The sequence below is a fragment of the Bacillus sp. MC1252 genome, assembly GCF_056838025.1.
Map to the genome: position 1 here is coordinate 777817 of NZ_CM166369.1, position 23763 is coordinate 801579.

At 41.8% G+C, this 23763-nt stretch carries 20 protein-coding genes; 13 read left to right on the top strand and 7 right to left on the bottom strand.

The genetic code is table 11. The features are described 5' to 3' along the window. The first annotated feature begins 25 nt into the window (after positions 1-25). Positions 26-532, top strand: coding sequence for a DoxX family protein (locus tag ACYH0L_RS03765; protein ID WP_230031546.1), 507 nt, complete (start codon positions 26-28; stop codon positions 530-532). A 245-nt stretch (positions 533-777) separates the two neighbouring features. Here ACYH0L_RS03765 and ACYH0L_RS03770 read toward each other — a convergent pair whose 3' ends face one another. Together ACYH0L_RS03770 and ltaS are read right to left on the bottom strand one after the other, a co-directional pair. Beyond that, the gene (locus ACYH0L_RS03770) at positions 778-1365 is read right to left on the bottom strand and encodes a YjgB family protein (RefSeq protein ID WP_249705284.1); all 588 of its coding nucleotides are present in this window, start codon (positions 1363-1365) and stop codon (positions 778-780) included. 97 nt (positions 1366-1462) lie between these two features. Further along, positions 1463-3445, bottom strand: a complete 1983-nt coding sequence (ltaS, locus tag ACYH0L_RS03775) for a lipoteichoic acid synthase (RefSeq protein ID WP_230031548.1) — start codon at positions 3443-3445, stop codon at positions 1463-1465. Between the two features lie 577 nt (positions 3446-4022). On the opposite strand from ltaS, the gene ACYH0L_RS03780 reads away from it, so the two are divergent. The 7 genes from ACYH0L_RS03780 (at position 4023) to ACYH0L_RS03810 (ending at position 12473) form a co-directional block, all read left to right on the top strand. Further along, positions 4023-5681: a pyridoxal phosphate-dependent decarboxylase family protein gene (locus ACYH0L_RS03780; protein ID WP_099727673.1), complete on the top strand. Its 1659-nt coding sequence runs from the start codon at positions 4023-4025 to the stop codon at positions 5679-5681. A gap of 31 nt (positions 5682-5712) precedes the next feature. After that, on the top strand, positions 5713-7437 hold the full coding sequence (locus tag ACYH0L_RS03785; protein WP_327925350.1) for a methyl-accepting chemotaxis protein: 1725 nt from the start codon (positions 5713-5715) through the stop codon (positions 7435-7437). A gap of 79 nt (positions 7438-7516) precedes the next feature. Next, a complete protein-coding gene (locus ACYH0L_RS03790) occupies positions 7517-7903 on the top strand; it encodes a DnaJ family domain-containing protein (protein WP_099727671.1) in 387 nt (128 codons plus the stop codon). A 163-nt stretch (positions 7904-8066) separates the two neighbouring features. Continuing rightward, a complete protein-coding gene (treP, locus tag ACYH0L_RS03795; protein ID WP_327925351.1) occupies positions 8067-9503 on the top strand; it encodes a PTS system trehalose-specific EIIBC component in 1437 nt (478 codons plus the stop codon). Positions 9504-9518: 15 nt separating this feature from the next. After that, a complete protein-coding gene (treC, locus tag ACYH0L_RS03800) occupies positions 9519-11219 on the top strand; it encodes an alpha,alpha-phosphotrehalase (protein ID WP_327925352.1) in 1701 nt (566 codons plus the stop codon). Between the two features lie 19 nt (positions 11220-11238). Continuing rightward, positions 11239-11967, top strand: coding sequence for a trehalose operon repressor (treR, locus tag ACYH0L_RS03805; protein WP_099727668.1), 729 nt, complete (start codon positions 11239-11241; stop codon positions 11965-11967). Between the two features lie 71 nt (positions 11968-12038). After that, on the top strand, positions 12039-12473 hold the full coding sequence (locus tag ACYH0L_RS03810) for a terpene synthase (RefSeq protein WP_482354373.1): 435 nt from the start codon (positions 12039-12041) through the stop codon (positions 12471-12473). Positions 12474-12706: 233 nt separating this feature from the next. On the opposite strand, the gene ACYH0L_RS03815 is transcribed toward ACYH0L_RS03810, so the two are convergent. After that, positions 12707-16987 (bottom strand): multifunctional 2',3'-cyclic-nucleotide 2'-phosphodiesterase/3'-nucleotidase/5'-nucleotidase, encoded by a 4281-nt coding sequence (locus tag ACYH0L_RS03815; protein WP_482354374.1) that lies wholly within the window; start codon positions 16985-16987, stop codon positions 12707-12709. Positions 16988-17241: 254 nt separating this feature from the next. On the opposite strand from ACYH0L_RS03815, the gene ACYH0L_RS03820 reads away from it, so the two are divergent. Then, positions 17242-17760 carry a type 1 glutamine amidotransferase domain-containing protein gene (locus ACYH0L_RS03820; protein ID WP_099727665.1) on the top strand — a complete coding sequence of 173 codons (519 nt, stop codon included), beginning with the start codon at positions 17242-17244 and terminating at the stop codon, positions 17758-17760. Positions 17761-17870: 110 nt separating this feature from the next. Here the strand turns inward: ACYH0L_RS03820 and ACYH0L_RS03825 are convergent, their stop codons facing one another. Together ACYH0L_RS03825 and ACYH0L_RS03830 are read right to left on the bottom strand one after the other, a co-directional pair. Then, positions 17871-18086: a DUF1128 domain-containing protein gene (locus tag ACYH0L_RS03825; protein ID WP_034323493.1), complete on the bottom strand. Its 216-nt coding sequence runs from the start codon at positions 18084-18086 to the stop codon at positions 17871-17873. A 77-nt stretch (positions 18087-18163) separates the two neighbouring features. Further along, on the bottom strand, positions 18164-19519 hold the full coding sequence (locus tag ACYH0L_RS03830; RefSeq protein ID WP_099727664.1) for an alanine/glycine:cation symporter family protein: 1356 nt from the start codon (positions 19517-19519) through the stop codon (positions 18164-18166). Positions 19520-19693: 174 nt separating this feature from the next. Here ACYH0L_RS03830 and ACYH0L_RS03835 point away from each other — a divergent pair, with 174 nt between their 5' ends. The 3 genes from ACYH0L_RS03835 to ACYH0L_RS03845 are packed head-to-tail and all read left to right on the top strand — an operon-like array spanning position 19694 to position 21354. Then, positions 19694-20164, top strand: a complete 471-nt coding sequence (locus tag ACYH0L_RS03835) for a low molecular weight protein-tyrosine-phosphatase (RefSeq protein ID WP_230031554.1) — start codon at positions 19694-19696, stop codon at positions 20162-20164. A gap of 20 nt (positions 20165-20184) precedes the next feature. Beyond that, on the top strand, positions 20185-20517 hold the full coding sequence (locus tag ACYH0L_RS03840; protein ID WP_230031555.1) for a hypothetical protein: 333 nt from the start codon (positions 20185-20187) through the stop codon (positions 20515-20517). A gap of 18 nt (positions 20518-20535) precedes the next feature. After that, positions 20536-21354 (top strand): YihY/virulence factor BrkB family protein, encoded by an 819-nt coding sequence (locus ACYH0L_RS03845; protein WP_482354375.1) that lies wholly within the window; start codon positions 20536-20538, stop codon positions 21352-21354. Between the two features lie 209 nt (positions 21355-21563). On the opposite strand, the gene ACYH0L_RS03850 is transcribed toward ACYH0L_RS03845, so the two are convergent. After that, on the bottom strand, positions 21564-22073 hold the full coding sequence (locus tag ACYH0L_RS03850) for a GNAT family N-acetyltransferase (protein ID WP_249705290.1): 510 nt from the start codon (positions 22071-22073) through the stop codon (positions 21564-21566). A 17-nt stretch (positions 22074-22090) separates the two neighbouring features. Beyond that, entirely contained in the window at positions 22091-23254 is a 1164-nt protein-coding gene (locus ACYH0L_RS03855) for an MFS transporter (RefSeq protein ID WP_230031557.1), read from the bottom strand. 75 nt (positions 23255-23329) lie between these two features. On the opposite strand from ACYH0L_RS03855, the gene ACYH0L_RS03860 reads away from it, so the two are divergent. Next, positions 23330-23707: an OsmC family protein gene (locus ACYH0L_RS03860; RefSeq protein WP_482354376.1), complete on the top strand. Its 378-nt coding sequence runs from the start codon at positions 23330-23332 to the stop codon at positions 23705-23707. Positions 23708-23763: the final 56 nt, after the last annotated feature.

The window sequence follows — 23763 nt, forward strand, 5'->3', positions numbered from 1 at the left end:
ACATAAATTAAAAGGGGGCATCATCATGTTTACAAAATTCTTACAAACGAATGTGTGGGCAGCCGTTATACTTTTGGCAGCAAGACTTTATATCGGATGGACTTGGCTGACATCTGGTATTGGAAAACTAACAGGCGGATTCGATGCATCAGGATATTTGCAATTTGCGATATCTGAACCCGTTGTCAAAGATGGCCATCTTGTTTATCCGTTCTATGTATGGTTTTTAGAAAATGTCGCCTTGCCAAATGCTGGACTATTCAGTGCGATGGTCATGTGGGGAGAAATCTTAGTTGGTCTAGGGTTAATTGTTGGATTGTTCACAACAACGGCAGCCTTTTTCGGTAGCGTGATGAATGTCTCTTTCTTACTTGCTGGTACCGTCTCTGTCAACCCACTCCTTCTTCTGATTGCTGTCATCATTATGGCAGCGAAAGGAAACGCAGGGAAATTTGGTCTTGATTATGTAGCAAGTCCAGTCTTCAAACGAACAATAAAAAGAAAGCCGCATTTAGAAGTGGCATCATCATAAAGAAAAGCATCCTCAGCTTATGCTCAGGATGCTTCAGCGTGTAGACAAACCCTCGCATTCGGTGTCAGTCCTGCGTGCCGGTGCTCATGAATGTCAAATTCACTCCGCTCCGGTACTCGTCCTTCCTAGACTGCAAAGGTTTTCTATCACGCTGACAAGAAGACAAAGGGCTAAAATAAAGATCATTTTAGCCCTTTGTCAACATTCTAAAGCATCCTCAGCTTATGCTCAGGATGCCTTTTTATTTAAGAATCGGCTTTGATGAGATTGATATGCAGGACAGTGAGCTCGTGCTGGCTGATATCTGGATCATGTCCGACGATAAATTCGAGCTCATAATCACCGGTTCGGTAAACGTATTTCTTCTCTTTTGTTTGTGGGATGGTGCTCACTGAATCGGCCGGTCCAAGCTGTTTCTTTAATAGGGAAGGGGTCATTCCGCCGATATTCGTTTCTTTTTCTACATTTGTTCCGAAATAACGTATTTCGTCAATTTTGCCTTTTTTGTCATAGTGAAAAGCAAATCCTGGATTCCCCATTTCAGCATGATACAAATCAAAGCTACTTTGACCTGTTTCTGGATAAGGCTGTCCGAGCTTATGATGAACGTCTTTTTTTGTTTGAACGCCTATTTTGAGCCCTTCTGCATAGTAGGGCATTTGTCCTTTATTCGCCAGCTTATAAATGCTGTTTAGTGAGGCTTGAGGACCTTGGGGAATGGATTGTTCTGCCGCCGTTTTGGTTATGGCGTGTGCTGTGATCGCAGGGCTGAAACCGAATAGGGCGGAAGAAGCAAGTGAGGCAGTCACGATAAAAGCTGCTGTTTTTTTCATGATAAATCCCTCCTTGATCTCCTATACCCGGTGCAATCAGGATCAAACGTCAAAAGAACCAGCTGATCAGGATCGGCTGGTTCTTTGATTGAGAAAGTTACTTTGAAGAAGTGCTGGATTCATCTTTGGCGGAAGAGGAATCTTCTTCATCCTGTACTTTCTTTGTATAGTCATACTCATTGCGGTCAATCGGTGTAAAGCCTTTAGGCTTGTAGAAACGGAGTAAATCTTCTGTGACGATCTTATCAGATGTCTCTAGCATCTTTTTCACCGTTTCATTTTCTTGCGATGCTTTTTCAGTTGGCTCGATTTTCTCGCCTGTTTTGTTGCTGTAATAGTTATTGCCTACTTTCGTGTAGTCCTTGGACACGAAGTCTCCATTTCTAAATGGCACAAGCTCTTTGAAGTTCTTCGATAAGATATCAGAACCAGACATTAAATAGTTCTTCGTATCATCGCCGAGCAGGTGCAGAAGGGTTGGAGCGATATCGACTTCACCAGAGTATTTATGAATCTGTCCGCCTTTTACGCCTGGCACATGAATAAAGAGCGGCACACGCATGAGCTGGGCATTTTCATAATCTCCAATTTTTTGTCCAGTCACTTTTTCCATCGCTTCATTATGATTTTCCGAAATGCCGTAATGGTCTCCGTACATAATGACCACTGTATTGTCATATAGACCTGATTTTTTCAAGTCTTTGAAGAACTGTTCAATGGCTTCATCTAAATAATGAGCAGATTGGAAGTAGTTATCGACGACAGAGTCTCCGAAATCACCAGGTTCGAAATCGGTATCACCTTCATCCATGCCAAATGGGAAGTGGTTCGATAACGTAATGAATTTCGAATAAAACGGCTGCTTCAGATTTTCAAGCATTGGCATTGATTCTTTGAAGAACGGTTTGTCTTTCAAACCATAGTTCTTCGTATCTTGCTCGTTCATATCGTAGTACTCAGAATCGTAAAATCTGTCATATCCAAAGGACTTAAACATTTCATTACGGTTCCAGAAGGTTTTCGTATTCCCGTGGAATTCTGCTGACGTGTATTGATCCTTCTTCAAAATGCCGGGAAGTGCCTGATACGTATTTTGCGCTTTGTTAATAAAAACAGAGCCTTGTGATAATGGGAATAGCCCAGTATCCATCATAAATTCGGCATCAGATGTCTTACCTTGTCCAGTTTGATGGAAGAAGTTATCAAAATAAAACGTTTTGTTGTCATGTGCCAATGAATTAAGGAATGGAGTGACTTCTTTTCCGTTCACCTTATAATCAATGACAAAGTTTTGCAGAGATTCAAGAGAAATCGTAATCACGTTCATGCCCTTCGCTTTCCCGTAATAAGCCGGGTTTGGATCAGCACTGTTCGCCTTTAAATAATTCTCTACATCTGTCACATCATTTGAATTTGCCAGTGCACGCTGGCTGTTTGATTTCACATTTTGAATGGCATCAAACACGGTAAAGTTATAAGCACCCAAATATTTGACTAAATAATTGCGGTCGAACGATCTTGACAAAAGCTCTGGACGATCAATCTCTGCAGCGACTAAGTTGAGAACAAAGATCACAACAGAGGACGCAAGAACGAGTCTAAACGATTTTGACTTTTGAACAGGTACAGTTGCTGTACTTGTTTGCTGCTGCCTTTTCATGCGGACTGCGAGTACGATCAAGATGATTGTATCGATAAAGTAAAACACATCAGTCCAACGCATGAGTGAAAATGCACTATCACCTAATTGTCCGCCATTCGTTCCTGCCTGCATTACAACAGGCAGCGTGATAAAGTCATTGAAGAATCGATAGTACACGATGTTTGCGTAAAGTAAAAAAGACATGAAAAAGTGAATCACAATGATAGCGGCAGGCTGCCATTTTTTCTTGAACAATAAAGCAAAGCCAAGAAAGAACAAGCTGGAGCTAATAGGATTCACGAAAAGCAAAATATGCTGAAGCATATTTGATATACCAAGTTTGAATTCGATTAAATAAGCTGTATACGTTTTGAGCCAAAGTAGGATGGCCGCAATCACAAAGAAACCGAGGCCTCTTTTTTGAATAAATGTTTTCATATAAACACTCCTTTTCTCCGTTATACGGAAGAGGCGGAACGAAAGAAAACGAACCATTAGAATATACCACGAAATCCGCAAATAGAAAAGTCATAACCGATGAACTACGTGTTCAGCCTGTCCGAGCAATATAAGGAAAGAAATCGAAAATATTCGATCTTCGAAAAACTTTTTGTGAAATTTATCCTAATATTAACAGAAAATTCAGTAATTTTCCTGTTGTTATATCAATAAAACAGGTAAAAAGACACAAGTCTAAAGAATTAATTTGATTTCTACAATGGTGATTTCGAGAGAATTTCCAGTGTTTATTAATGTTTATGCAAGTTAAGTAAAAAAAATGAGTCAATGAACAGTGAATGATGGTGGATAAAAATTCCTGCTAGATAATATATTGATATATTTTGTTGTTTCACAAAAAAATGGTTTTTATTTGTTTTGTAAGGGTTTTGTTAATTTTGATGAGTGAACAAATTATCTGAATATACTTAAGTGGACATTTTGAGACTATAAACTTTTCAATTGAAGTCGATATAGAGATTGACAGGAAATCTTCCATTGAAAGGATTGATAGTATATGACTGTACGAGCTGAGAACCTCGTTCAGAACTGGTTTCCGAGTGAGGACGGAAATGCAGAAGAGCGTAAAGAATTCATCAAATTAATGGAACAAATCATTTCAGGGGTCGATCACCTGAAGGATCCGAACCGTGCTCACCTAAAAGGTGAAAAGAATCGTGGGGAGGATTTTTATCAAAAGCTCACTGAAACAAGTCAAATTCCGGTGAACGGACAACAAGCGGAACTTGTGAATGAAGAATTACTTAAGCTTTTACATAACCATCCATACCACACAAAGTATTTCTTCACGAACATTTTGCCAATGGCAAGTACGCCAGGAATTCTAGGCATGCTGACGGCGATGCTGGTAAATGGAAACAACCTATGGGATGTTTATGGACCAGCAGGTGCGGAAGCTGAGGTCAGAGTGGTCTCAATGATGTCTAAGCTCATCGGATATGATCCAAATGTGAGCGGGGGATACACAACATGGGGAGGTCAGGGGGCTATTTTCTCAGGGCTTCGTTTAGCGATTGCGAAAGTCGCACCGGAGTCATTACGAAAAGGTGTCCCGCAAAATCTTTATGCGTTTTGTTCTGATGCAGCACATTACAGCCTATTTAAGTCAATGGAAGCAACCGGACTTGGCACAGACAATTTAATCAGAATTAAGACAAATAAAGATCATTCAATGGATATGGAAGATTTGCGTTGTCAAATGGAATGTGTTGCGCAAAATGGGGGAATTCCCGTTTATATTGTGGCAACAACCGGAACAACAGATGCCATCGCAATTGATGATGTAAAAGGGGTACGTGAAACAGCAGAAGCCATTGCTGAGAAGTATGGTCTAAAGGTGCCGCATATTCATGCAGATTCGGCGCTTGGCGGATTCTTTGCTTTCTTTAATGAGTATGATGTATCTAAAAACCCGCTGCAATTCTCAGACGGTGTTCTTCGTATGCTAAAAGAAATCAAAGTGAAATTCCAGCATCTCTCTCTTGCAGACACGATGTGCTTTGATTTTCAAAAGCTCGGTCAAACACCTTACACATCCAGTTTATTCTTAGTGAAAAACGCTGCTGACTTAAAGCGTTTGGACCTAGAAGAACAAGAGACACCATATGTTGGACATAGAGGCTACGGGGAATACCATACGGGTTATACACTTGAATGCTCAAGAATGGGAAGCTCTATCAGCATGCTGAGCGTGCTATTAACGTTTGGGATTGAAGGATACCAGCGCTTGCTCGGTCAATTTTTAGAGGTGAACCTTGCATTCAGAGAAGCACTCAGTCAGGAAATTCCGCAAGCAGAAGTCGTAAACGATGGCAACGTCGGAATGGCTACATTGTTTAGAATTTACCTAGACGGATCTCCGCGCTTTAAAGAAGAGATTTCCGGAGAGGCGACTTCAATGGAAATTGAGCGGAACAATCAATTGAACAAAATGCTGTTTGAAAAGCTTGGAGAGAAAAGAGACGAAATGTTCTTTGGCGATACAACAAAGTTTTTACTTGTGAATGCGAAAGAAGGTCAAGAATTTTATCTAAGTGTAAGTAAGTTTTTTGTGATCTCACCTTATACGTTACCGGAGCATATCCCTCATATCGTATCTTATTTAAAAGACGTGATTGCATCTGTTTGTGGACAATTTGAAAGTGTACATGCTTAAATCAAATCTGAGAGTGGAGATGTAGAAAAAAATGGCGAAACAAAGGAAATTTGGAGGACTCACGATATCCTCCAAAATCATGTCAGTCGTTGTCGGCACATTACTCGCAACCGTTGCACTATTCGTTCTAACATTTTATTTAGTCAGCCAGGATTTATCATCCCAGTTATTAAAGCAATTTGATTATCGGTTAACGACAGATATCGATACAGCTAAAAAAGAGATCGACAGTATCGATGGAAACGTCCTAAGCATTAGCGGGAAGGACGATCCTCTTTATATCGAGATTAAAAAGAAAATCACAGAGCTTCAAGAAGATCATACGCTTGAGAACTTATACGTATTATCAAATAAAGGCGGCAAGGAAAGAATCATTGTGTTAACTGGGGAAGACAATGATTTTGATCAAGATTATGTATTCTCAGATGAGATGAAACAAGCTCTTTCTGAAGATAAAATGGTCAAAAGTGATATTTACAAAGATTCATTTGGAACACATAAATCAGTCTTTTTACCAATCAAAGATTCAGGCGGTGAGCTTACTGGTATTCTAGGAATTGATTTAGATGCGTCTGTTGTGCCAGAAACAACGAAGAAGCTGACGATCTATATCACGATTGCATCTGCTATTGTGCTCATCGGCGGATTACTCTTCTCATTCTTCATGGGAAGAAGAATTGCGAAGCCAGCACGTTCATTGATGGAATCAGCGAACCGTATTGCAGATGGCGATTTAACTGGAATGGTAGAGGTTGAAAGTAAAGACGAGATCGGTCAATTAGCCGCTTCTTTCCAAAAGATGCAGGGACGGATCAAAGAGCTCATTGGGAAGATCTCAAACTCATCAAGCGAAGTATCGAAAATGTCTTCACAGCTTCGCACCGTGACGAACGAATCGAGTCAAAGTGCGCAGCAAGTGTCAGAAGCGATGACGAATATGAGTGAAGGAATTAATGATTCTGTAGCAAATATTACAGACTGTACGACCTCTGTTGCGGAAATCGATACTCAAATTGAAGGCGTAACGAAAGAAGTAGATGAAATGAAATCTGTTTCATCAGAAGTACAAAAGCAGTCAGAATCTGGTCAAAAACTGGTGCAGCATGTCCTTGAGCATCTCAATATGTTACACGACAAGATGACAAACTCAAAGCAGGCAGCAGAAGAATTACAATCACATTCAACTGAGATTGAAAGTGTCATCTCCATTATTACCGACATTTCAGCGCAAACGAATTTGCTTGCACTGAATGCTTCAATTGAAGCAGCGCGTGTTGGAGAAGAAGGAAAAGGGTTTGCTGTTGTGGCTGACGAGGTGCGTAAGTTAGCTGAGCAGTCAGCTGATGCGGCTAAAACCGTTTCAGATTTAGTCATCGGTACACAGGAAAACAGTCAGCGTGTTCTTGAAAGTGTAGAGGAAAGCAGTAAGGCAGTGGAAGAAGGACGTGAGCAAATGGAAGGCACGTCACAGAACTTCGCTGTTATTTATGATGGAGTGTCTCAGTTTGCAAGCAGAACGAACAATTTGCTTCAATCCATCAAGCAGGTAGAACGAGCATATCAAACGATTTCTACATCGATTGAACAAATTTCGGTTGTGTCAGAAGAACATGCTGCGAGCTCTCAAGAAGTAGCGGCAGCAACAGAACAGCAAAGTGCTGGCATGCAGCAAATTTCAAGTGCGATTGAACAGCTCTCTGATATGTCAGAGGACTTGGCCCAGATGGTATCCACCTTTAAAATCGACAAAAAATAAGCAGAAAGCTGGCTCTTGTGAGAGAGTCAGCTTTTTTGCTATGCTTAATCAAATACATGCGGCCGAAAGGAGAAGCGCCATGGATTTTGCGCAGAGATTGTCAGAAGAACGGATCAAAAAGGCGATGGACAATGGAGCTTTTGAAGGATTATCAGGCTTTGGGAAACCTCTGCCAAAGGATGACGCTGCTCATGTACCTGAAGAACTGAGGATGGGCTACCGCATCATGAAAAATGCCGGCTTTGCTGGGGAAGAAACGGCACTTAAAAAAGAACTCATGACCGTCAAAGAATTACTCAAAACCAGTATAGATGGAGAAGAAAGAAAAAAACTTTCTCTCATATGTGAAGAAAAACAAAAACGTCTGGATGAACTCACATCAAAGCGCCAAACGTTTGCCCGTCCAGCCTCCTCCTTTTATAAAAACAGGGTCTACGAAAAATTAACGGAGCATAAAAAAAGATGATGACACGTCGCTGCCTCTAGCACATTGAGGGAGCTTTTTTTATGAAAGCGCTACATTTTATTGTTGACTACATGTATATACAAATATAAAATATGAAGTAAACATGTATATACAAGTTTTTGATTCTTTTTTCTTATAAAAAAACGGTCTCGGAGGGGATAGCATGGCTGATTATCAGGCAGCAGCAGATCAGATTGTGAAAGCCATCGGCGGCAAAGAAAACATTGATCAAGCGACACATTGTGTGACAAGACTGCGCTTTGTGCTGAAAGACGAAGGAAAAGTTGATGAGAAAGCACTTGAACAAATTGAAGAAGTGAAGGGATCTTTCTCAGCGAATGGACAATACCAAGTCGTCATTGGCCAAGGGGTCGTGAATCGGGTATATGCTGAAATGGTCAAACAGACGGGAATTGGGGAAGCAACGAAAGAGGACGTCAAACGAGCCTCTGATCAGAAATTAAATCCATTGCAGCGTGCTGTGAAAACGCTTGCGGATATCTTTATTCCGATCCTTCCTGCTATCGTCACAGCCGGTTTATTAATGGGGATTCATAATATTTTAACAGCTCCTGATATTTTCTTTGATCAAAAATCGATTGTGGATGTGTATCCGGCATGGGCTGATTTAGCGAATATGATCAACCTGATTGCAGGAACTGCCTTTACCTTCTTGCCGGCATTAATTGGCTGGTCGGCTGTGAAGCGATTTGGAGGAAATCCGCTTTTAGGGATGGTTCTTGGACTGATGCTCGTACATCCTGACCTGTTAAATGCGTGGGGCTATGGAGCGGCTGAAAAGTCTGGAGACATTCCTGTCTGGAATTTGTTTGGACTTGAAGTGCAGAAGGTAGGATACCAGGGACAGGTTCTTCCGATACTCGTCGCCTCCTATTTACTTGCAAAGCTCGAATTATTTATGACAAAGCGGACACCTGAAAGTATTCAGCTGTTAGTCGTTGCACCGATTACGTTATTACTCATTGGGTTTTTATCGTTTATCGTCATTGGACCTATTACATTTGCGATCGGAAACGTTTTAACCTCTGGACTTGTGACCGTATTCCAGCAATTCGCAGCACTTGGCGGTCTTTTATACGGCGGATTGTATGCAGCGTTAGTTATTACAGGTATGCACCATACATTCCTAGCTGTCGATATTCAATTGATTAACTCAAAATTGCATGGCACGTTCCTATGGCCGATGCTCGCACTGTCCAATATCGCACAAGGATCAGCTGCGCTTGCGATGATGTTTGTCTTAAAAGATGAAAAGCAAAAAGGACTTTCGCTGACTTCAAGTATTTCCGCTTACTTAGGGATTACCGAGCCAGCGATGTTTGGGGTCAACCTGCGCTATCGATTCCCGTTTATTTTTGCACTGATCAGCTCAGGGTTAGCTGGTATGTTTATCGCCTCTCAAGGTGTACTGGCAAGCTCGGTCGGAGTTGGAGGCATTCCGGGGATCTTCTCGATCATTCCGAAATATTGGGGCGCATTTGCAATAGGCATGGTGATTGTGCTGATTGTTCCGTTCATTGGTACCCTTTTATATGCAAAATTAAAAAAGAAGAAGGATTTTTCACAAGAACTTAACTAGTGGTGGTGAAGGAATTTGAATCAACAAACAAACGAACCGTGGTGGAAAAAAGCGGTGGTCTATCAAATTTATCCGAAGAGTTTTTTAGATACAACAGGCTCTGGTACAGGTGATATCAATGGTGTGACGAAAAAGCTCGATTATATAAAAGAACTGGGGGCAGATTGTATTTGGCTGACCCCTATGTATGAGTCACCGCAGTATGACAATGGCTATGATATTAGTGATTATACAAAAATCCATGATATGTACGGCACAATGGCTGATTTTGAGCACATGCTGAAGGAAGCACATGAACGAGGAATTCGTGTCATCATGGATTTAGCAGTCAATCATACATCGATTTTCCATGAGTGGTTTCAAGCCTCGCGTGAGTCAAAGGATAACCCTTATCGAGATTATTATATCTGGAAGGAGCCAAAAGCGGACGGATCTCCGCCGAATGATTGGCAGTCAAAATTTGGCGGTCCAGCTTGGGAGCTAGATGAAGCGACAGGTGACTATTATCTTCATTTATACGATGTCACCCAAGCGGATCTCAATTGGGAAAATAATGAGGTGCGCAGGAAAGTATATGACATCATGCACTTTTGGTTTGAAAAAGGAATTGATGGATTCAGGCTGGATGTCATCAATAACATTTCAAAGGATCAACGTTTTCTGGATGATGCCGGACAATCTGTGCAGGGGGACGGCCGTATGTACTATACAGATGGTCCGAGAATTCATGAGTTCCTGCATGAAATGAACGAGGTGGTTTTTTCAAAATACGATAGCATGACAGTTGGAGAAATGTCTTCAACGAATATCGCAGACTGCATTCGGTATACAAGACCAGATCGGCAGGAGCTCGATATGACGTTTAACTTCCATCATTTAAAAGTAGATTATCCAAACGGTGAAAAATGGGCCATCGCGCCATTTGATTTTCAAAAATTGAAGTCGATTCTGGCTGAGTGGCAGACGAAAATGCATGAGGGAGGCGGATGGAATGCACTCTTCTGGTGCAATCATGATCAGCCGCGTATCGTCTCAAGATACGGTGATGATGGTACGTATCATCAGCAATCAGCGAAGATGCTGGCGACCACGATTCATCTGATGCAAGGAACTCCGTATATTTATCAAGGTGAGGAAATTGGCATGAAGAATCCTCGCTTTGAGAACATTTCGTCCTATCGAGATATTGAGTCTCTCAATATGTACGAAGCCATGCTTGAAAAAGGGAAATCAGAGGAAGAAGCACTGGCGATTTTACAGGTCAAATCAAGAGACAATGCCCGTACACCAATGCAATGGTCCACAGAAAAAAATGCAGGGTTCTCAAAAGGAACGCCTTGGATTGAGCCGGCCAATAACGACATTTCAGTGGAAGCTTCATTAAAAGACCGCACGTCTATTTTTTATCATTATCAGGCTCTTTGCAGACTGCGTAAAGAATATGATGTGATCACGTATGGCAGCTTCACTTTACTTTTGGAAGATGACCCAAAGGTTTTTGCTTATGTGAGAGAAAGAAAGGATGAGAAGCTCCTCGTGATCAACCACTTTTATGCAGGAGAAGCGGACTTTACGCTTCCTGATGAGCTATTAAAGGATGCAGATGAGATGGACGTTCAAGTCCTGCTATCCAATTATGAGGATGTTCCGGCAGAGATCAAGGGCTTTACGTTGCGTCCATACGAGTCAATCGTTTATCATTTAACCAAACGCTAATAAATGGGGCGGAAGGAAAATGAAAGAGAATAAATTTCGAGTGATTTATGATCAGCTCGCGCGACGAATTGAACAAGGTGAATGGCAGGATAAAGGCATCCTTCCATCAGAGCATGAGCTTTCCTTAATGTACGACACGTCCCGGGAGACGGTGAGAAAGGCATTAAACATCCTTGTGCAAAATGGCTATATCCAAAAAATCCGCGGGAAAGGCTCTGTATTGCTGAATCGGGAGAAAATGCAGTTCCCTGTTTCAGGTCTCGTCAGCTTTAAAGAGCTTTCCCAAACGCTTGGCCGGAAGACGGTCACAACTGTTCATGAATTTGGTTTAATCAAACCGGATCAGTATATTCAGTCTCAGCTGAAAATAAATGGGCAGGAAGACGTCTGGGAAGTTATTCGTTCTCGCAATATTAGCGGGGAAGAAGTCATTTTAGACAAGGATTACTTTTTGCAAAGGCATGTGCAGACACTGTCTAAGGACATATGCAACGGATCGATCTACGAGTATATTGAAGGAGAACTCGGTGTATCGATTAGCTATGCTCAGAAGGAATTTGTGGTGGAGCCATGTACAGAAGAGGATGCCAAGTATCTTGATTTGAATGGGTTTGACCATGTAGTAGTGGTGAAGAATTACGTGTTCTTAGAGGATACAAGTCTATTTCAATACACAGAAAGCCGTCACCGATTAGACCGCTTCAGATTCGTCGATTTTGCAAGAAGAGAAAAAATGGACAGAGCATAAGCTCTGTCTATTTCAGGTTTTGGGGGAGCAAGGGGATAAAAAACGACAAGAGCAATATCTCAGGAGGAAAAATGATTAGACTGAATAGACCACTAAAATTACGGGATTTAGAAATTTTTAGCGTGATGAAAGATCACATGATTTTATGTTACGTCATCATTGAAGATACGAGAAAACCATTTACGGAAGAAGACAGAAAACTAGATCCATTATGTTATATGGATGAAGAAGATATTCAAGCGATTTTAAATGTGTTTCATATTTCAATTATTAGTGATGAAACATTGAATGAAGAGGATTTAACTCTTGTCCAATCGTACTTTGCTTATTTTGTGAATAATACGAACTTAACGAATTTTATTACGAGAGAATATGTTCTAAAGGATTTATATGATGTCGATGATGAAGATGACGTCACTTTCTTTAATAGAATGTTACGTCATATAGGATCAGATGATGTGAAAGAATTTGACGATAGAAATTGGATTTATTTATCTCAAGATTGATGTGGAAATGAAAAAAGGACAAAGCCTATGCTCTATTTCAGCGTGTAGACAACCCCTCGCATTCTGTGTCAGCCCTGCGTTCCGGTGCTCACGAATGTCAAATTCGCTCCGGTACTCGTCCTTCCTAGACTTCAAGGGTTTTCAAAACAAGCTGAAAAGAAGACAAAGGGCTAAAATCATTTTAGCCCTTTGTCAATAATATGAGGACAGAGCATAGGCTCTGTCCATTTCTTTTAGGATGATATATTTTTTCTTGTTCGCTTGCGCTGGTAGTAATAAAGGATACCGCCTGAGGCGAGCATGAGCAAGCCAATCAATACAGCCGTATACATCATCGTTGCCGTATTCGGCAAAGTGCCGCCTGGTAGCCCGGTTCCATCTTGGCTTGGATCCGTTCCGCCTGGTGCCGATGTTCCGCCGTCTTCACCGGTTTGATCTGGGGCAGTTCCAGCTGCTTCACTTTGATTGAGCACTGTGTATTCACTAAAGTGTTTTGTTTCACCTGTTACGATCCCGTTTTCGAACGAACCGTTATTTGTTTTAGTGTAACGATTTTTCTCACGATCCACATAATAAACACCAGGTTTCTCCGCCTTTTGAGGCTCGTCTAATGTAAAGGAAAGTGTGACAGGATCTTTAAAGGTAGAAACTTTTTTCTGATCTTGTTTGATTTGGAAATCATACGATTCGGTTAATGCGTTTTTCACCTTATCTGTTTTCGCCATTCGTATATCTGCACTTTTATCTGACAAATTGGAAAGCGGTAATTTTAGTCCGACTTTGTCATGATAGATGGTGACGTTTGGATCTTGCTCTCTTTTCTTCAGCTCGGCTACTTGCGCTTTTGAAAGGGACAATTGAACGTTTTTCGCTTCGGTTGCTTTGTCTAGATAGAGCAATGCTTTGTTTGTATGCTGCACATACGTTTGGAATTTCTCATTATCTTGAATGTCATAAGCACCTTTTCCTGTCATGCGAGGAAGGAACACTTCTTTCACTCGATGATCGATGACAGGAGAAATTTGACCGTCTGCCTTTTCAATTTGCTCTTTGAAGATTTCATAGTCAACATAGCCTAAATCTTCGCCGTGAGAAGCTTCTGTAAAGACACTGTAGCCGTCGCCGCCTGTACCGACAAATGCATTTGTGGCTACGCGGTATGTTTTCTCATCATTAAGGTCCGTCAGTTGACCTTTTTGATCTTTCAGTTTCACATCAATCAATCTGCTGCCAGCTGGTTTACTCAGTGTAAACGTATATTCAATGCCAGCTACATGAGGGAATGCGCCTCCGCCTTCCTCGATGCCTGACAGTCCTTGTTCGAGCGCTTTTTTAATTTGACTGCCTTTTAAATCTGCGACATAAAGTGTGTTTCCGAAAGGCATCACCGTTAAAATATCACCTAATGTGATATCACCTTTTTCGATGCTTCCTCGAATCCCGCCGCCGTTTGTGAGTGCAAGGTCAGCACCGGCAGATTCTTGCGCTTTCTGAAGCATGCCGTCAGCAATAAAGTTTCCAAGATTCGTTTCCTTTGCACGAACGTGCTCACGCTGCCCGTCTAAAAGGACATCGGTCGTCCCGACTTTTTCCGTTTTTATATCTTGAATATCTGCCTTGTATTGATCAAGGATCGCTTTTGCATCCGCATCTTCTTTGACAGAGTCATCGATGGGGATCAGGTCAAAAGAAGATTCTTTTGGCTGTACAACTCCTTTTTTGTCAAAGGCCATGTCTACTTTCCCTAAAAATTGTCCGTAGTCTTTCACTTGAGCGACGATCGTAGGTTCTTTTTTATTGACGACCTTTAATTTTTCAACAAGGGTGTGTGTGTGACCGCCAATGATTAAATCAATGCCGTCTATTTTTTGAGCAAGCTCAAGATCACGGTTATAGCCGAGGTGTGTTAAAGCAATGATTTTATTGATTTTTTCTTCTGTTTGAATGGTGTTGACGGTTTCTTTTGCTTTCTTGTATGCATCTTTAAATTGAATGTTTGGACCACTGCTGGATGTAATGGCCGTGTCTTCAGTGGTTAAGCCAAATACAGCCACCTTTTCGCCGTTTACATCAAGCAGGATGTACGGGTAAATCCCGGCTTCTTTTTTCTCACCAGCTTTAAACATGGCTGGTTTTTTCACTAGGTCTCTTAACTGTTTTTCCTTAGAAACATCAACGTTTGATGACACAATTGGGAAGTGAGGCTTTTCAAATTGATGACGGTTGTTAGCATCTACGTCTGATGCATCTCCTGTCAGGAATTGACGAAGGACAGTTGGGCCTTTGTCAAATTCATGATTCCCAAACGTCATGGCATCGTATTTCATCAAGTTCATCAGCTTCAGATCGGCAAGTCCTTGCCATTTTGTGAAGTATAGGTCACCAGAGAACACATCACCAGCGTCTAATAAAATATTGTTCTCACTTTGAGCACGAACTTCTTTGATCTTTGTCGCACGTCTTGCAGCATCGTCTAGGTGTGCATGTGTATCGTTCGTATGCATCACCGTTAAATTCCAGTTGTCTGAGGCAGGCGGTTCTGTTGTGCCGTCCTCTTTGAAGGCTAGCTTGTATACGCCAAGGCCATCTGTGCTTGCGTTGCGGACAAAGTCTACGCTGTTTGATTTCTCTGCAAAAGGCTTTGCCAGAAGAGAAGACTCAAACGTTAAAGTAGCGCCTTTGACCGGTGCAATGGACCAGTTTTGATCCGCAGTTGGGTTAATGTTTTTTTGCTCGATAATATAATCCATCAGCACTTGACGGTTCTCATCCGCTGAGGCAAGCACGACTTTATCTTGCGTGAGGTGCGGGAAGCTTCCACCGCCCGAAGCACGGTAGTTGTTCGTTACGACTAAAAATTCTTGATTGTCAGAGACAGGCTTTCCATTGTAAGACAGATTTTTGATACGGTGCGCATTGGCATTTACTAGTGTGCCTGTTGTGCTATATTTAGCAGGCTGAGACACATCGACTTGGTACGTCACACCATCGATCACATCAAAGTTATATGAGCGGTATTCTTCGTTTAAAATAGGCTGTTCTTTTGAATCGTTTGGATTGATTTGGTTAAATTGCCCAGCAGACATCTCTAACCAGTCTTTCACTTCACTGCCTTTGAGTTTCACAATCTGTACGGTGTTATCGTAAAGGTAGAGATCGCCGATATTCTTAATCGCTAAATCTCCTTTTGCGATATTTGTATAATAATTTACGCCATTTCGGCCGCCGGCCTTAAATGGCGCACCCGCAGATAAAATCGGTAAATTTTTATACGCCGTGTCCTTCATTTTTTCTTGTGCATACCATTTTTGTGCATCTGTCACAATTTGAATAGACGGGTCATCCACCACTTGAGCAAAAAAGCTATTAATGTCTGCTTCTGTTTTACCAACAGGTTTTCTGACATAATCAAGTGTGTTTTGATGTGTCGTTTGAATGGCATCTTTCACTGTACTGTTTTGAGATGACACCCCAGCAACAGCTTCAATTTTTCCTGTTCCGTCTGTGACCTTCCAGCTGCTGCCGTCAGGCTCTAGTGTCAAATCAATAACTCCGAGGTAGCTTCCCCAGTTTTTTGACATGACGACTGGAATGCCGTTGATGGTTCCTTTTGAGACATCGAATTTGTCTACGCCGCTATATTCAGAGCTTGGGAATGTGCCGTGCTGATGACCAGACACAATCGCATCGATACCCTTCGTTTTAGTGGCAAGGTCAAAGATCATATTTTCTGACCCTTTAGGCGAAGCGGTTTTTTCAATTCCTGTATGGGCAAGAGCGACGATGACATCTGCGCCTTTCGCCTTCATTTCAGGAATGGTTTCATTGGCAGATTCGACGATATCCTGCACTTGAACTTGTCCATCTAAATGCTTCTTATCCCACGTCATAATTTGTGGTGGGACGAATCCTATGTAACCGACTTTCACTTTTTGTGATACTCCGTTTGCATCTTGAAAGGTTTTATCTTGGATCACATAAGGAGTAAAGCGATGTTCTCCATTTAACTTTTTGACGTTCGCATTGACAATCGGGAAGTTGGCGCCCGCAATGGTACCGTCAAGGAAGGATAATCCGTAGTTAAATTCATGATTGCCAAGTGTTCCTGCATCGTATTTTAGTTTGTTGAGTGTATGAATAATGGGATGAACCTTTGTTTGATTGATGATGCTGTCTTTTTCATTTTTGTAAACGTATTCTCCAAGAGGGGTTCCTTGAATCAGGTCTCCGTTATCAACAAGGAGTGTATTAGGATGTTGTGAACGGTGTTTTTCAATCAGTTCGGCTGTTCTCGCCAAACCGAATTCATTTGTTTCTTTGTCGCTGTAGTAATCGTAATTCATCATGTTCGCATGAACATCGGTTGTGGCTAAGATGCTGATCTTCACGGCATTGCCGCTTTCTATTTCTGCATGAGTAGGTACTACTGGGAGAATGAGACTAATCATCATAATGGAAGTGAGCAGAATAGACAGGTTTTTTTTTCGTTTAGACCTATGCGTATGCTTCTTCACCTGATCTCCGCCTTTCTAATTTTTTTGACCACAATACCTATTGTAGAAATGTTTCGTTAACTTTTGTAGTTATTTTTTGCAGATTATTGTAAAGATAACATAAATCATACGAATTACCTTGTTAAGGGAAAGAGAATGAGTCCAAATGCTTATTTTTGTCATAAGGGGTTTTCTGATAGGGATAGGATGTTTGATTTCACCATGCCCGGGTATAGTGTGTAGTGTAAACGATAATCAAGCAGGAGGGTTTCTACATGGGTAAGAAAATTGCAGTTGTATTAACAGATTACTTTGAGGATGTTGAATTCACCGAGCCTGCAAAAGCTTTTAAAGACGCAGGCCATGACATCACAGTGATTGAAAACGAAAAAGGAAAAACAGTCAAAGGGAAGCAAGGAGAGGCTGAAGTGAGAGTGGATGCGTCCATTGATAACGTGAAGCCAGAAGACTTCGATGCACTTCTCATTCCTGGCGGTTTCTCACCAGACATTCTGCGTGCAGATGAGCGTTACGTCCAAATCACTAAAGCATTTATGGACGAGAAAAAACCTGTGTTTGCGATCTGCCACGGGCCGCAATTGCTTATTACAGCGAAGACGCTGGAAGGAAGAGGCGCAACTGGCTATACATCCATTCAAGTCGATATGGAAAACGCAGGCGCTAAATTTAAAGACGAAGAAGTTGTCGTTTGTCAGGATCAGCTTGTGACAAGCCGTACACCAGACGACATTCCAGCATTTAACCGTGAATCATTAAAACTGCTTGCGAAATAAACAGCAGTTGTTACAGCATAAAAAATCCAGCACTTCATAAAGTGCTGGATTTTCTGCGTGTTGATCAAGAAAAACTGCACGAAGACCACAGGGCAGTTCCCTTTGCACAATTATTTTCGTAAGCTTTTCAGCTCGCTTGCGATGGCTTGCATTTCACTTGGGCTGAATGAAGATTTTTTCATCACCATTTGGTGAAGAAATTCAATATCTTCGTACTTGTCTGGACTGAAGTCCTCGGCTTTGATGACTCCAATGTTCAGCATATTTAGCTTTTGCGAAATGTCTTCAATCAGCTGATTGACTTCAGCCGCTTTTTGCTCTGACAAGGGCGGCACGTCCTTTCCTGCATGTGTGTTGAATAATATGTCTATTTTAACAGAAATGCAAAAGAATAAAAGGGCTATTAAGACAACAAGGAGGTGTTTTTCTCCTTTTTCTCTTCCTTGATCTTATCAATGATTCGTTTTGATTCAAATACCACAACCCCTGATAAACCGATGAGCCCAATTAAGTTTGGAATGGCCATAAGCCCATTTAGCATATCTGCAAAACCCCATACGAAGTCATTCTTAAACACGGCTCCGAAGAAGACAGCAATGACAAACACGATGCGATAATACATGACGTACGAATCTTTCGCCAAATATGTAAAGCATTTCTCTCCATAATACGACCAGCCAATGATCGTTGAATAAGCAAACAAAAGTAACCCGATTGCTACGATAGTTGAGCCAATTGGTCCAAGGAAATGGGCAAAGGATAAAGAGGTCAGTGCATCACTTTTTTCTGTTAAATACATATCTGCCATCACAATGGTAATGCCAGTAATGGAACAAACAATGATTGTATCAATAAATACTTGTGTCATAGACACGAGAGCCTGACGGGCAGGCATATCCGTTTTGGCAGCAGCAGCTGCGATCGGTGCGGAGCCAAGACCAGCTTCATTTGAAAATACTCCACGTGCCACACCCCAGCGAATGACAGTTCCAATCGCACCTCCTGCAACGGCTTGACCAGTAAAGGCATCAGATAAAATGAGCCCAACTGCGCCTGGGACAAGATCAGCATTCATAATAAGAATGATTAATCCACAAATGACGTAAAATAAAGCCATGACTGGTACAAAAATAGAGGTTACACGGCCAATGCTTTTAATTCCGCCTAAAATGACAAGTGCCGTAAAGGCAGTAATAATGATACCTGTCACCCATGTTGGAATTTGAAAGGTAGAATTCATTACCCCTGAGATTGAATTAGACTGCACAAGGTTCCCGATCCCAAAGGCAGCACAGGCACCAAAAATAGCAAATAGCACCCCTAGCCATTTTTGCTTCAAGCCATGCTCTAAATAGTACATAGGTCCGCCAGACATTTCGCCTTTTTCGTTTTTGACCCTGTATTTAACAGCAAGAACGGCTTCTGCAAATTTTGTTGCCATCCCAAAAAATGCGGCAAACCACATCCAGAATACAGCACCAGGACCACCAGCTATAACTGCCGAAGCAACACCTACGATATTCCCTGTGCCGACAGTTGCAGCCAGAGCCGTCATTAATGCTTGGAAATGGGAGATATCCCCTTCTGATGTTTTGTCTTGTTTCGAAAATGCGAGCTTTAAAGAATAAGGAAGTAATCTAATTTGAATGAAGAGAACGCGAAAGGTGAGGTATATTCCAGTACCAACAATTAAAATCAACAGGGGAGGTCCCCACAAAAAATTGTTCATCGTCGTGACAAACTGCTCAATTATTCCCATCAAATATCCCCCTTTGTTTGTGTAATTCTCCTAAAGTTTCTCCTGTTTTTGTGTAATTTGTCAATGCCGATGAGAGTTTTTCTTGCAAAGTTTTCAAGAGAAAATGGTCTTGATATGATAGGGGAAAGGTTTTTGAAAGGGACTCTTAGGGAAAAGATAGGAGGAGAATGAAGGATGATTCATGTATTATTTGTGTGCCTTGGTAATATTTGCAGGTCACCGATGGCAGAGGCCATGTTTAGAAAACGAGTAGAAGATGAAGGCCTTAGCGAGCACTTTGTCATTGATTCAGCAGGCATTGGCGGCTGGCATCAAGGCAGTCCGCCCCATGAAGGAACAAGAAAGCTGCTTGAAGAAAAAGGAATCAGCTATGAAGGAATGACCGCAAGACAAATTATCGATGAGGATATCACAACATACGACTATATCATTGCGATGGATGCTGAAAATGCAGGGGCACTCCGCAGTATAGCCGGCTATGGGAAACATCACTTTATTGGCCGTCTTCTTGACTTTGTTGAAGACGACGATCGAGATGATGTGCCAGATCCTTATTACACAGGGAACTTTGAGGAAGTACATGATTTAATTGAAACAGGAATTGACCGTTTTTTGACGTATGTAAAGAAAGAGAAACACCTTTAACTGAAAGGAGATCAGATGAGATGGAAGAGAAAAATCAAATCGTGCTTCAAGGAGCTGTCATAGGAGCAGCCTGCGGTGTATTGCTGACATTATTTCATCGGCCAACAAGACTTGCACTAAAAGACAAATGGAATGACTGCCAGCAAAAGCTGGATGAGTACCGCCAGGAGCCGGGCAGGATGTCTGCTTGCATGAAAGAAAAAATGGAAGAAACGAAGCAGCTAATGCGAACGGTCTCAGATGATTTATCATTTTTAAATGAACAGGTGAATCAGTTAAAGGAAACAACCCCAAAGGTATTAGAGATTATTGAAGAAACAAAGGATCACTTTCGAACGAAACAGAAAGGTTGATCATTGGAGATGAGGCGTATGGGTTTTGTTAAAGCGTTAATTGAACGCTTTTTACTGCATGAAGGACCGGCTAAATCTGCTGAGCTTGCGTACTTCTTTTTACTTTCATTATTTCCGTTTCTCATCTTCGTGCTGACGCTGGTTGGGTATTTGCCGCTGACGTCAAAGGATGTTCTGAGCGTCATTTCTGGTTATGCGCCAGAGGGAGCGCTTTCGATGATTGAATCCATTGCCGAACAGACGCTGAATAACCGTAACGGCGGGTTATTGTCGTTCGGGATTATTGCCGCCCTTTGGTCTGCATCCAACGGCATTAATGCGGTCGTCAGAGCGTTTAACCACGCTTACGAAGTTGAGGAAAATCGTTCCTTCATTCTCGTACGTTTAACATCAATCATCTTAACCATTGCGATGGTTCTTACGATTATTTTCGCCTTGATGCTGCCTGTCTTTGGCAAAGAGCTTGGTTTATTTGTTGCCAAATTAGTTGGGCAGTCAGATGCCTTCCTCACCATGTGGACAGCCATGAGGTGGATCATTAGTCCGTTGATTTTACTGATTGTTTTTACATCCTTGTATTATTTTGCCCCAAACATCAGGCTGAAATTGAAATTTGTTCTGCCAGGCGCCATTTTTGCGTCTATCGGCTGGATTCTGGTGAGCATGCTGTTCTCATTTTACGTAGGCGAGTTTGCCAACTACAGTGCGATGTACGGTAGCATTGGGGGGATCATTATTTTAATGATCTGGTTTTATTTAACCGGCATCATGATTATCCTCGGAGGCGAGCTCAATGCGCTTTTACATAAGCGTAAAATCGTACCAGACAAGCTGTAAAGAAAACAGGGCATCCTAAAGAAGAACGAACGAGTTCAATCTTGAAAGATGGGGGAATCACATATGTCCAAACAATCGAAAAAAGGCGGAAGCAACACAAAACAAAACAAAGGCCATCAGCCAAAGCACAAAACAAGCGGCAGTGCGAACGGGCAAAATGGATATCATTAGATGAAAACAACCTCCTCTGCACAGGTGCAGGGGAGGTTTTATTGATTCAACATTCGTATATACCGCCTAAGGACAAAATCTGTATCAGGTTTGGGCTGATAGTGAGGATCGAGCTGGAACCCAGCCTTAATCGCTACACGTTCACTTCGAACATGACCAACAGGACAAAAGATTTCAAATCCATCGACTTTATGAGCAAATGTTCCTGTCATATATTTCACTGTTTTCGTCACGATACCTTGACCTTGTGCACCTTGACCAATCCAATAACCGATATTGCCTATTCTATTATGAAACGTCAGACGGAACACACCGATCAATTGCTCGTTCAGCATGATGCCAGCTTCCATTCCTTTTTGTTCGGCATAGGAGGTGCGAGTCGATTGAATAAATGTTTTGACATCTTCTATGCTCTTGCAGTGATGAACCCAAGGCAGCCACTCTCCTAAGTGAGTCTTATTCTCTTGAATGAGAGTAAATAATGGTTCGGCATCAGCTAATTGTAAAATCTCCAATTTCAATTCATTTGTGATGTCTAGTGTAAACAAGAAATTGATCCTCCATTTTAATTAGTTTCAACCATTGCCGTCGTTCTCCCAAATCGAACGCAGCAAAACACGAATAGAATCACGATGCTGACAAGGTAAAGTAAATTCATCCCCTCAAACGTTTGAACAAAGATTCCTCCAAGAACCGGTCCAAGAATACTGCCTGCACTAAACGCCATCCCGCACATTAAATTACCGGCAGGAAGCAGATGCTTTGGCAATAAGTCGGTCATATAACTGATGCCAAGTGAGAATGTAGAGCCTACAGCCATTCCGGCAATAAAGAAACAAATCGCAACAGCCAAAACGGATTGAATGAAAATACCTGCCAAAAGGAAAAAGAAGGATCCAGCGAGTGTGACACATAAAATGATTCGGCGTCTGCCAAACCGGTCGCTGAGCATGCCGAGAGGAAGCTGAAAGACAATGCTTCCAATGGCAAAAGCAGGTAAAATAAATGCAACAGCATCTACTGTCACCCCGCTTCTTAGTGCATACACAGGGAAGTTACTATTGAGCGTCGTTTCTAAAAAGCCGTAGCAAAAAGGCATCATAAAGGCCACCCAGCCAAATTGAAAGGCTTTTTTGAAGCGCTTCAAACTGTTTGTTTGCTCTGACGTCTGCATTTCGTCTGTATCTGGATATGTATTTTTTAAAACAAACACAAGCAGCCAAATACATAAACTAACGGCACCAGAAACGATAAAAGGCAATGATGGATTAATTTCAATCAGTGGAGTTAAAAAAGGCCCAGCGGCAAAACCGAGTCCAAAGGATAACCCGTACAATGAAATATTCCGCCCGCGATTTCTAGATGACGAAGCATAGGTCACCCACGTCTGTGTGGAGAAATGCAGCATATGGTCACCAATGCCAATCATGAGCCGCAGGAAGAACCAGACGACATAAGATTCAAAAAAGACAAAGCTGAACAAGCTTAAAAAGACAGCAGCGCCTCCAATGACGATTAACGGCTTAAAACCAAAACGGCGAAGCGGCGCTTCCATAAAAGGAGATGCAAGCAGCACGCCGAGATATAAGCCAGTGGCATGCAGTCCGTTTAACGTAGGGGAAGTGCCCGCATGTTCGAAAATAATGGATATAACAGGAAGTAACGCTCCCTGTGAAAAGCCAGATACGGATACAAGTAAAATTAAAATCATAAAGTGAATTCTCGGCATAAGAAGCTCCTTACAAGTTCATGCTTTCATCGTACAATGGAACCATAGGGGTTTCAATAGAAAGGTGGAAAAGGAATGAAGCTGACATACGAAAATGATCGGTGGGTGGCACATACTGATGATGGACAGCTGTATATTTCAGGAAAAGAAGAAGCTGGATACCGGCCATATCAATTGTTCACCTCAGCTATTGCAGGTTGTTTTGGAGAAATGCTTATTCATGTATGCGGGAAAAAACGAATATTCTATGAAGGGCTGACCATCACACCTAAAACGACAAGAGAAGGAGCGGCAAACAAAATCTCCCGCATCCACTTACATATGATCTTTGAAAGCATCAGTACCTCTGATGAACAAATAGAAAAAGTGATGAAGCTTGCGATGAAGCATTGTTCCATGGTGCAATCCGTTAAAGGAAGTATCGACATCACCATGTCACACGAGCGAATCTAAATGTATACGATGCCGGCACTCACGAAAGAATAACAGTCAGACATATGTAAAGGAGA

Coding starts and splice junctions, on each gene's coding strand:
- ltaS (WP_230031548.1), bottom strand. CDS start 3,445: ATGAAAACATTTATTCAAAAAAGAGGCCTCGGTTTCTTTGTGATTGCG.
- ACYH0L_RS03780 (WP_099727673.1), top strand. CDS start 4,023: ATGACTGTACGAGCTGAGAACCTCGTTCAGAACTGGTTTCCGAGTGAG.
- ACYH0L_RS03820 (WP_099727665.1), top strand. CDS start 17,242: ATGGGTAAGAAAATTGCAGTTGTATTAACAGATTACTTTGAGGATGTT.
- treR (WP_099727668.1), top strand. CDS start 11,239: ATGAAAGAGAATAAATTTCGAGTGATTTATGATCAGCTCGCGCGACGA.
- treP (WP_327925351.1), top strand. CDS start 8,067: ATGGCTGATTATCAGGCAGCAGCAGATCAGATTGTGAAAGCCATCGGC.
- ACYH0L_RS03840 (WP_230031555.1), top strand. CDS start 20,185: ATGGAAGAGAAAAATCAAATCGTGCTTCAAGGAGCTGTCATAGGAGCA.
- ACYH0L_RS03785 (WP_327925350.1), top strand. CDS start 5,713: ATGGCGAAACAAAGGAAATTTGGAGGACTCACGATATCCTCCAAAATC.
- ACYH0L_RS03810 (WP_482354373.1), top strand. CDS start 12,039: ATGATTAGACTGAATAGACCACTAAAATTACGGGATTTAGAAATTTTT.
- ACYH0L_RS03765 (WP_230031546.1), top strand. CDS start 26: ATGTTTACAAAATTCTTACAAACGAATGTGTGGGCAGCCGTTATACTT.
- ACYH0L_RS03855 (WP_230031557.1), bottom strand. CDS start 23,254: ATGCCGAGAATTCACTTTATGATTTTAATTTTACTTGTATCCGTATCT.
- ACYH0L_RS03790 (WP_099727671.1), top strand. CDS start 7,517: ATGGATTTTGCGCAGAGATTGTCAGAAGAACGGATCAAAAAGGCGATG.
- ACYH0L_RS03835 (WP_230031554.1), top strand. CDS start 19,694: ATGATTCATGTATTATTTGTGTGCCTTGGTAATATTTGCAGGTCACCG.
- ACYH0L_RS03830 (WP_099727664.1), bottom strand. CDS start 19,519: ATGGGAATAATTGAGCAGTTTGTCACGACGATGAACAATTTTTTGTGG.
- ACYH0L_RS03860 (WP_482354376.1), top strand. CDS start 23,330: ATGAAGCTGACATACGAAAATGATCGGTGGGTGGCACATACTGATGAT.
- ACYH0L_RS03845 (WP_482354375.1), top strand. CDS start 20,536: ATGGGTTTTGTTAAAGCGTTAATTGAACGCTTTTTACTGCATGAAGGA.
- ACYH0L_RS03770 (WP_249705284.1), bottom strand. CDS start 1,365: ATGAAAAAAACAGCAGCTTTTATCGTGACTGCCTCACTTGCTTCTTCC.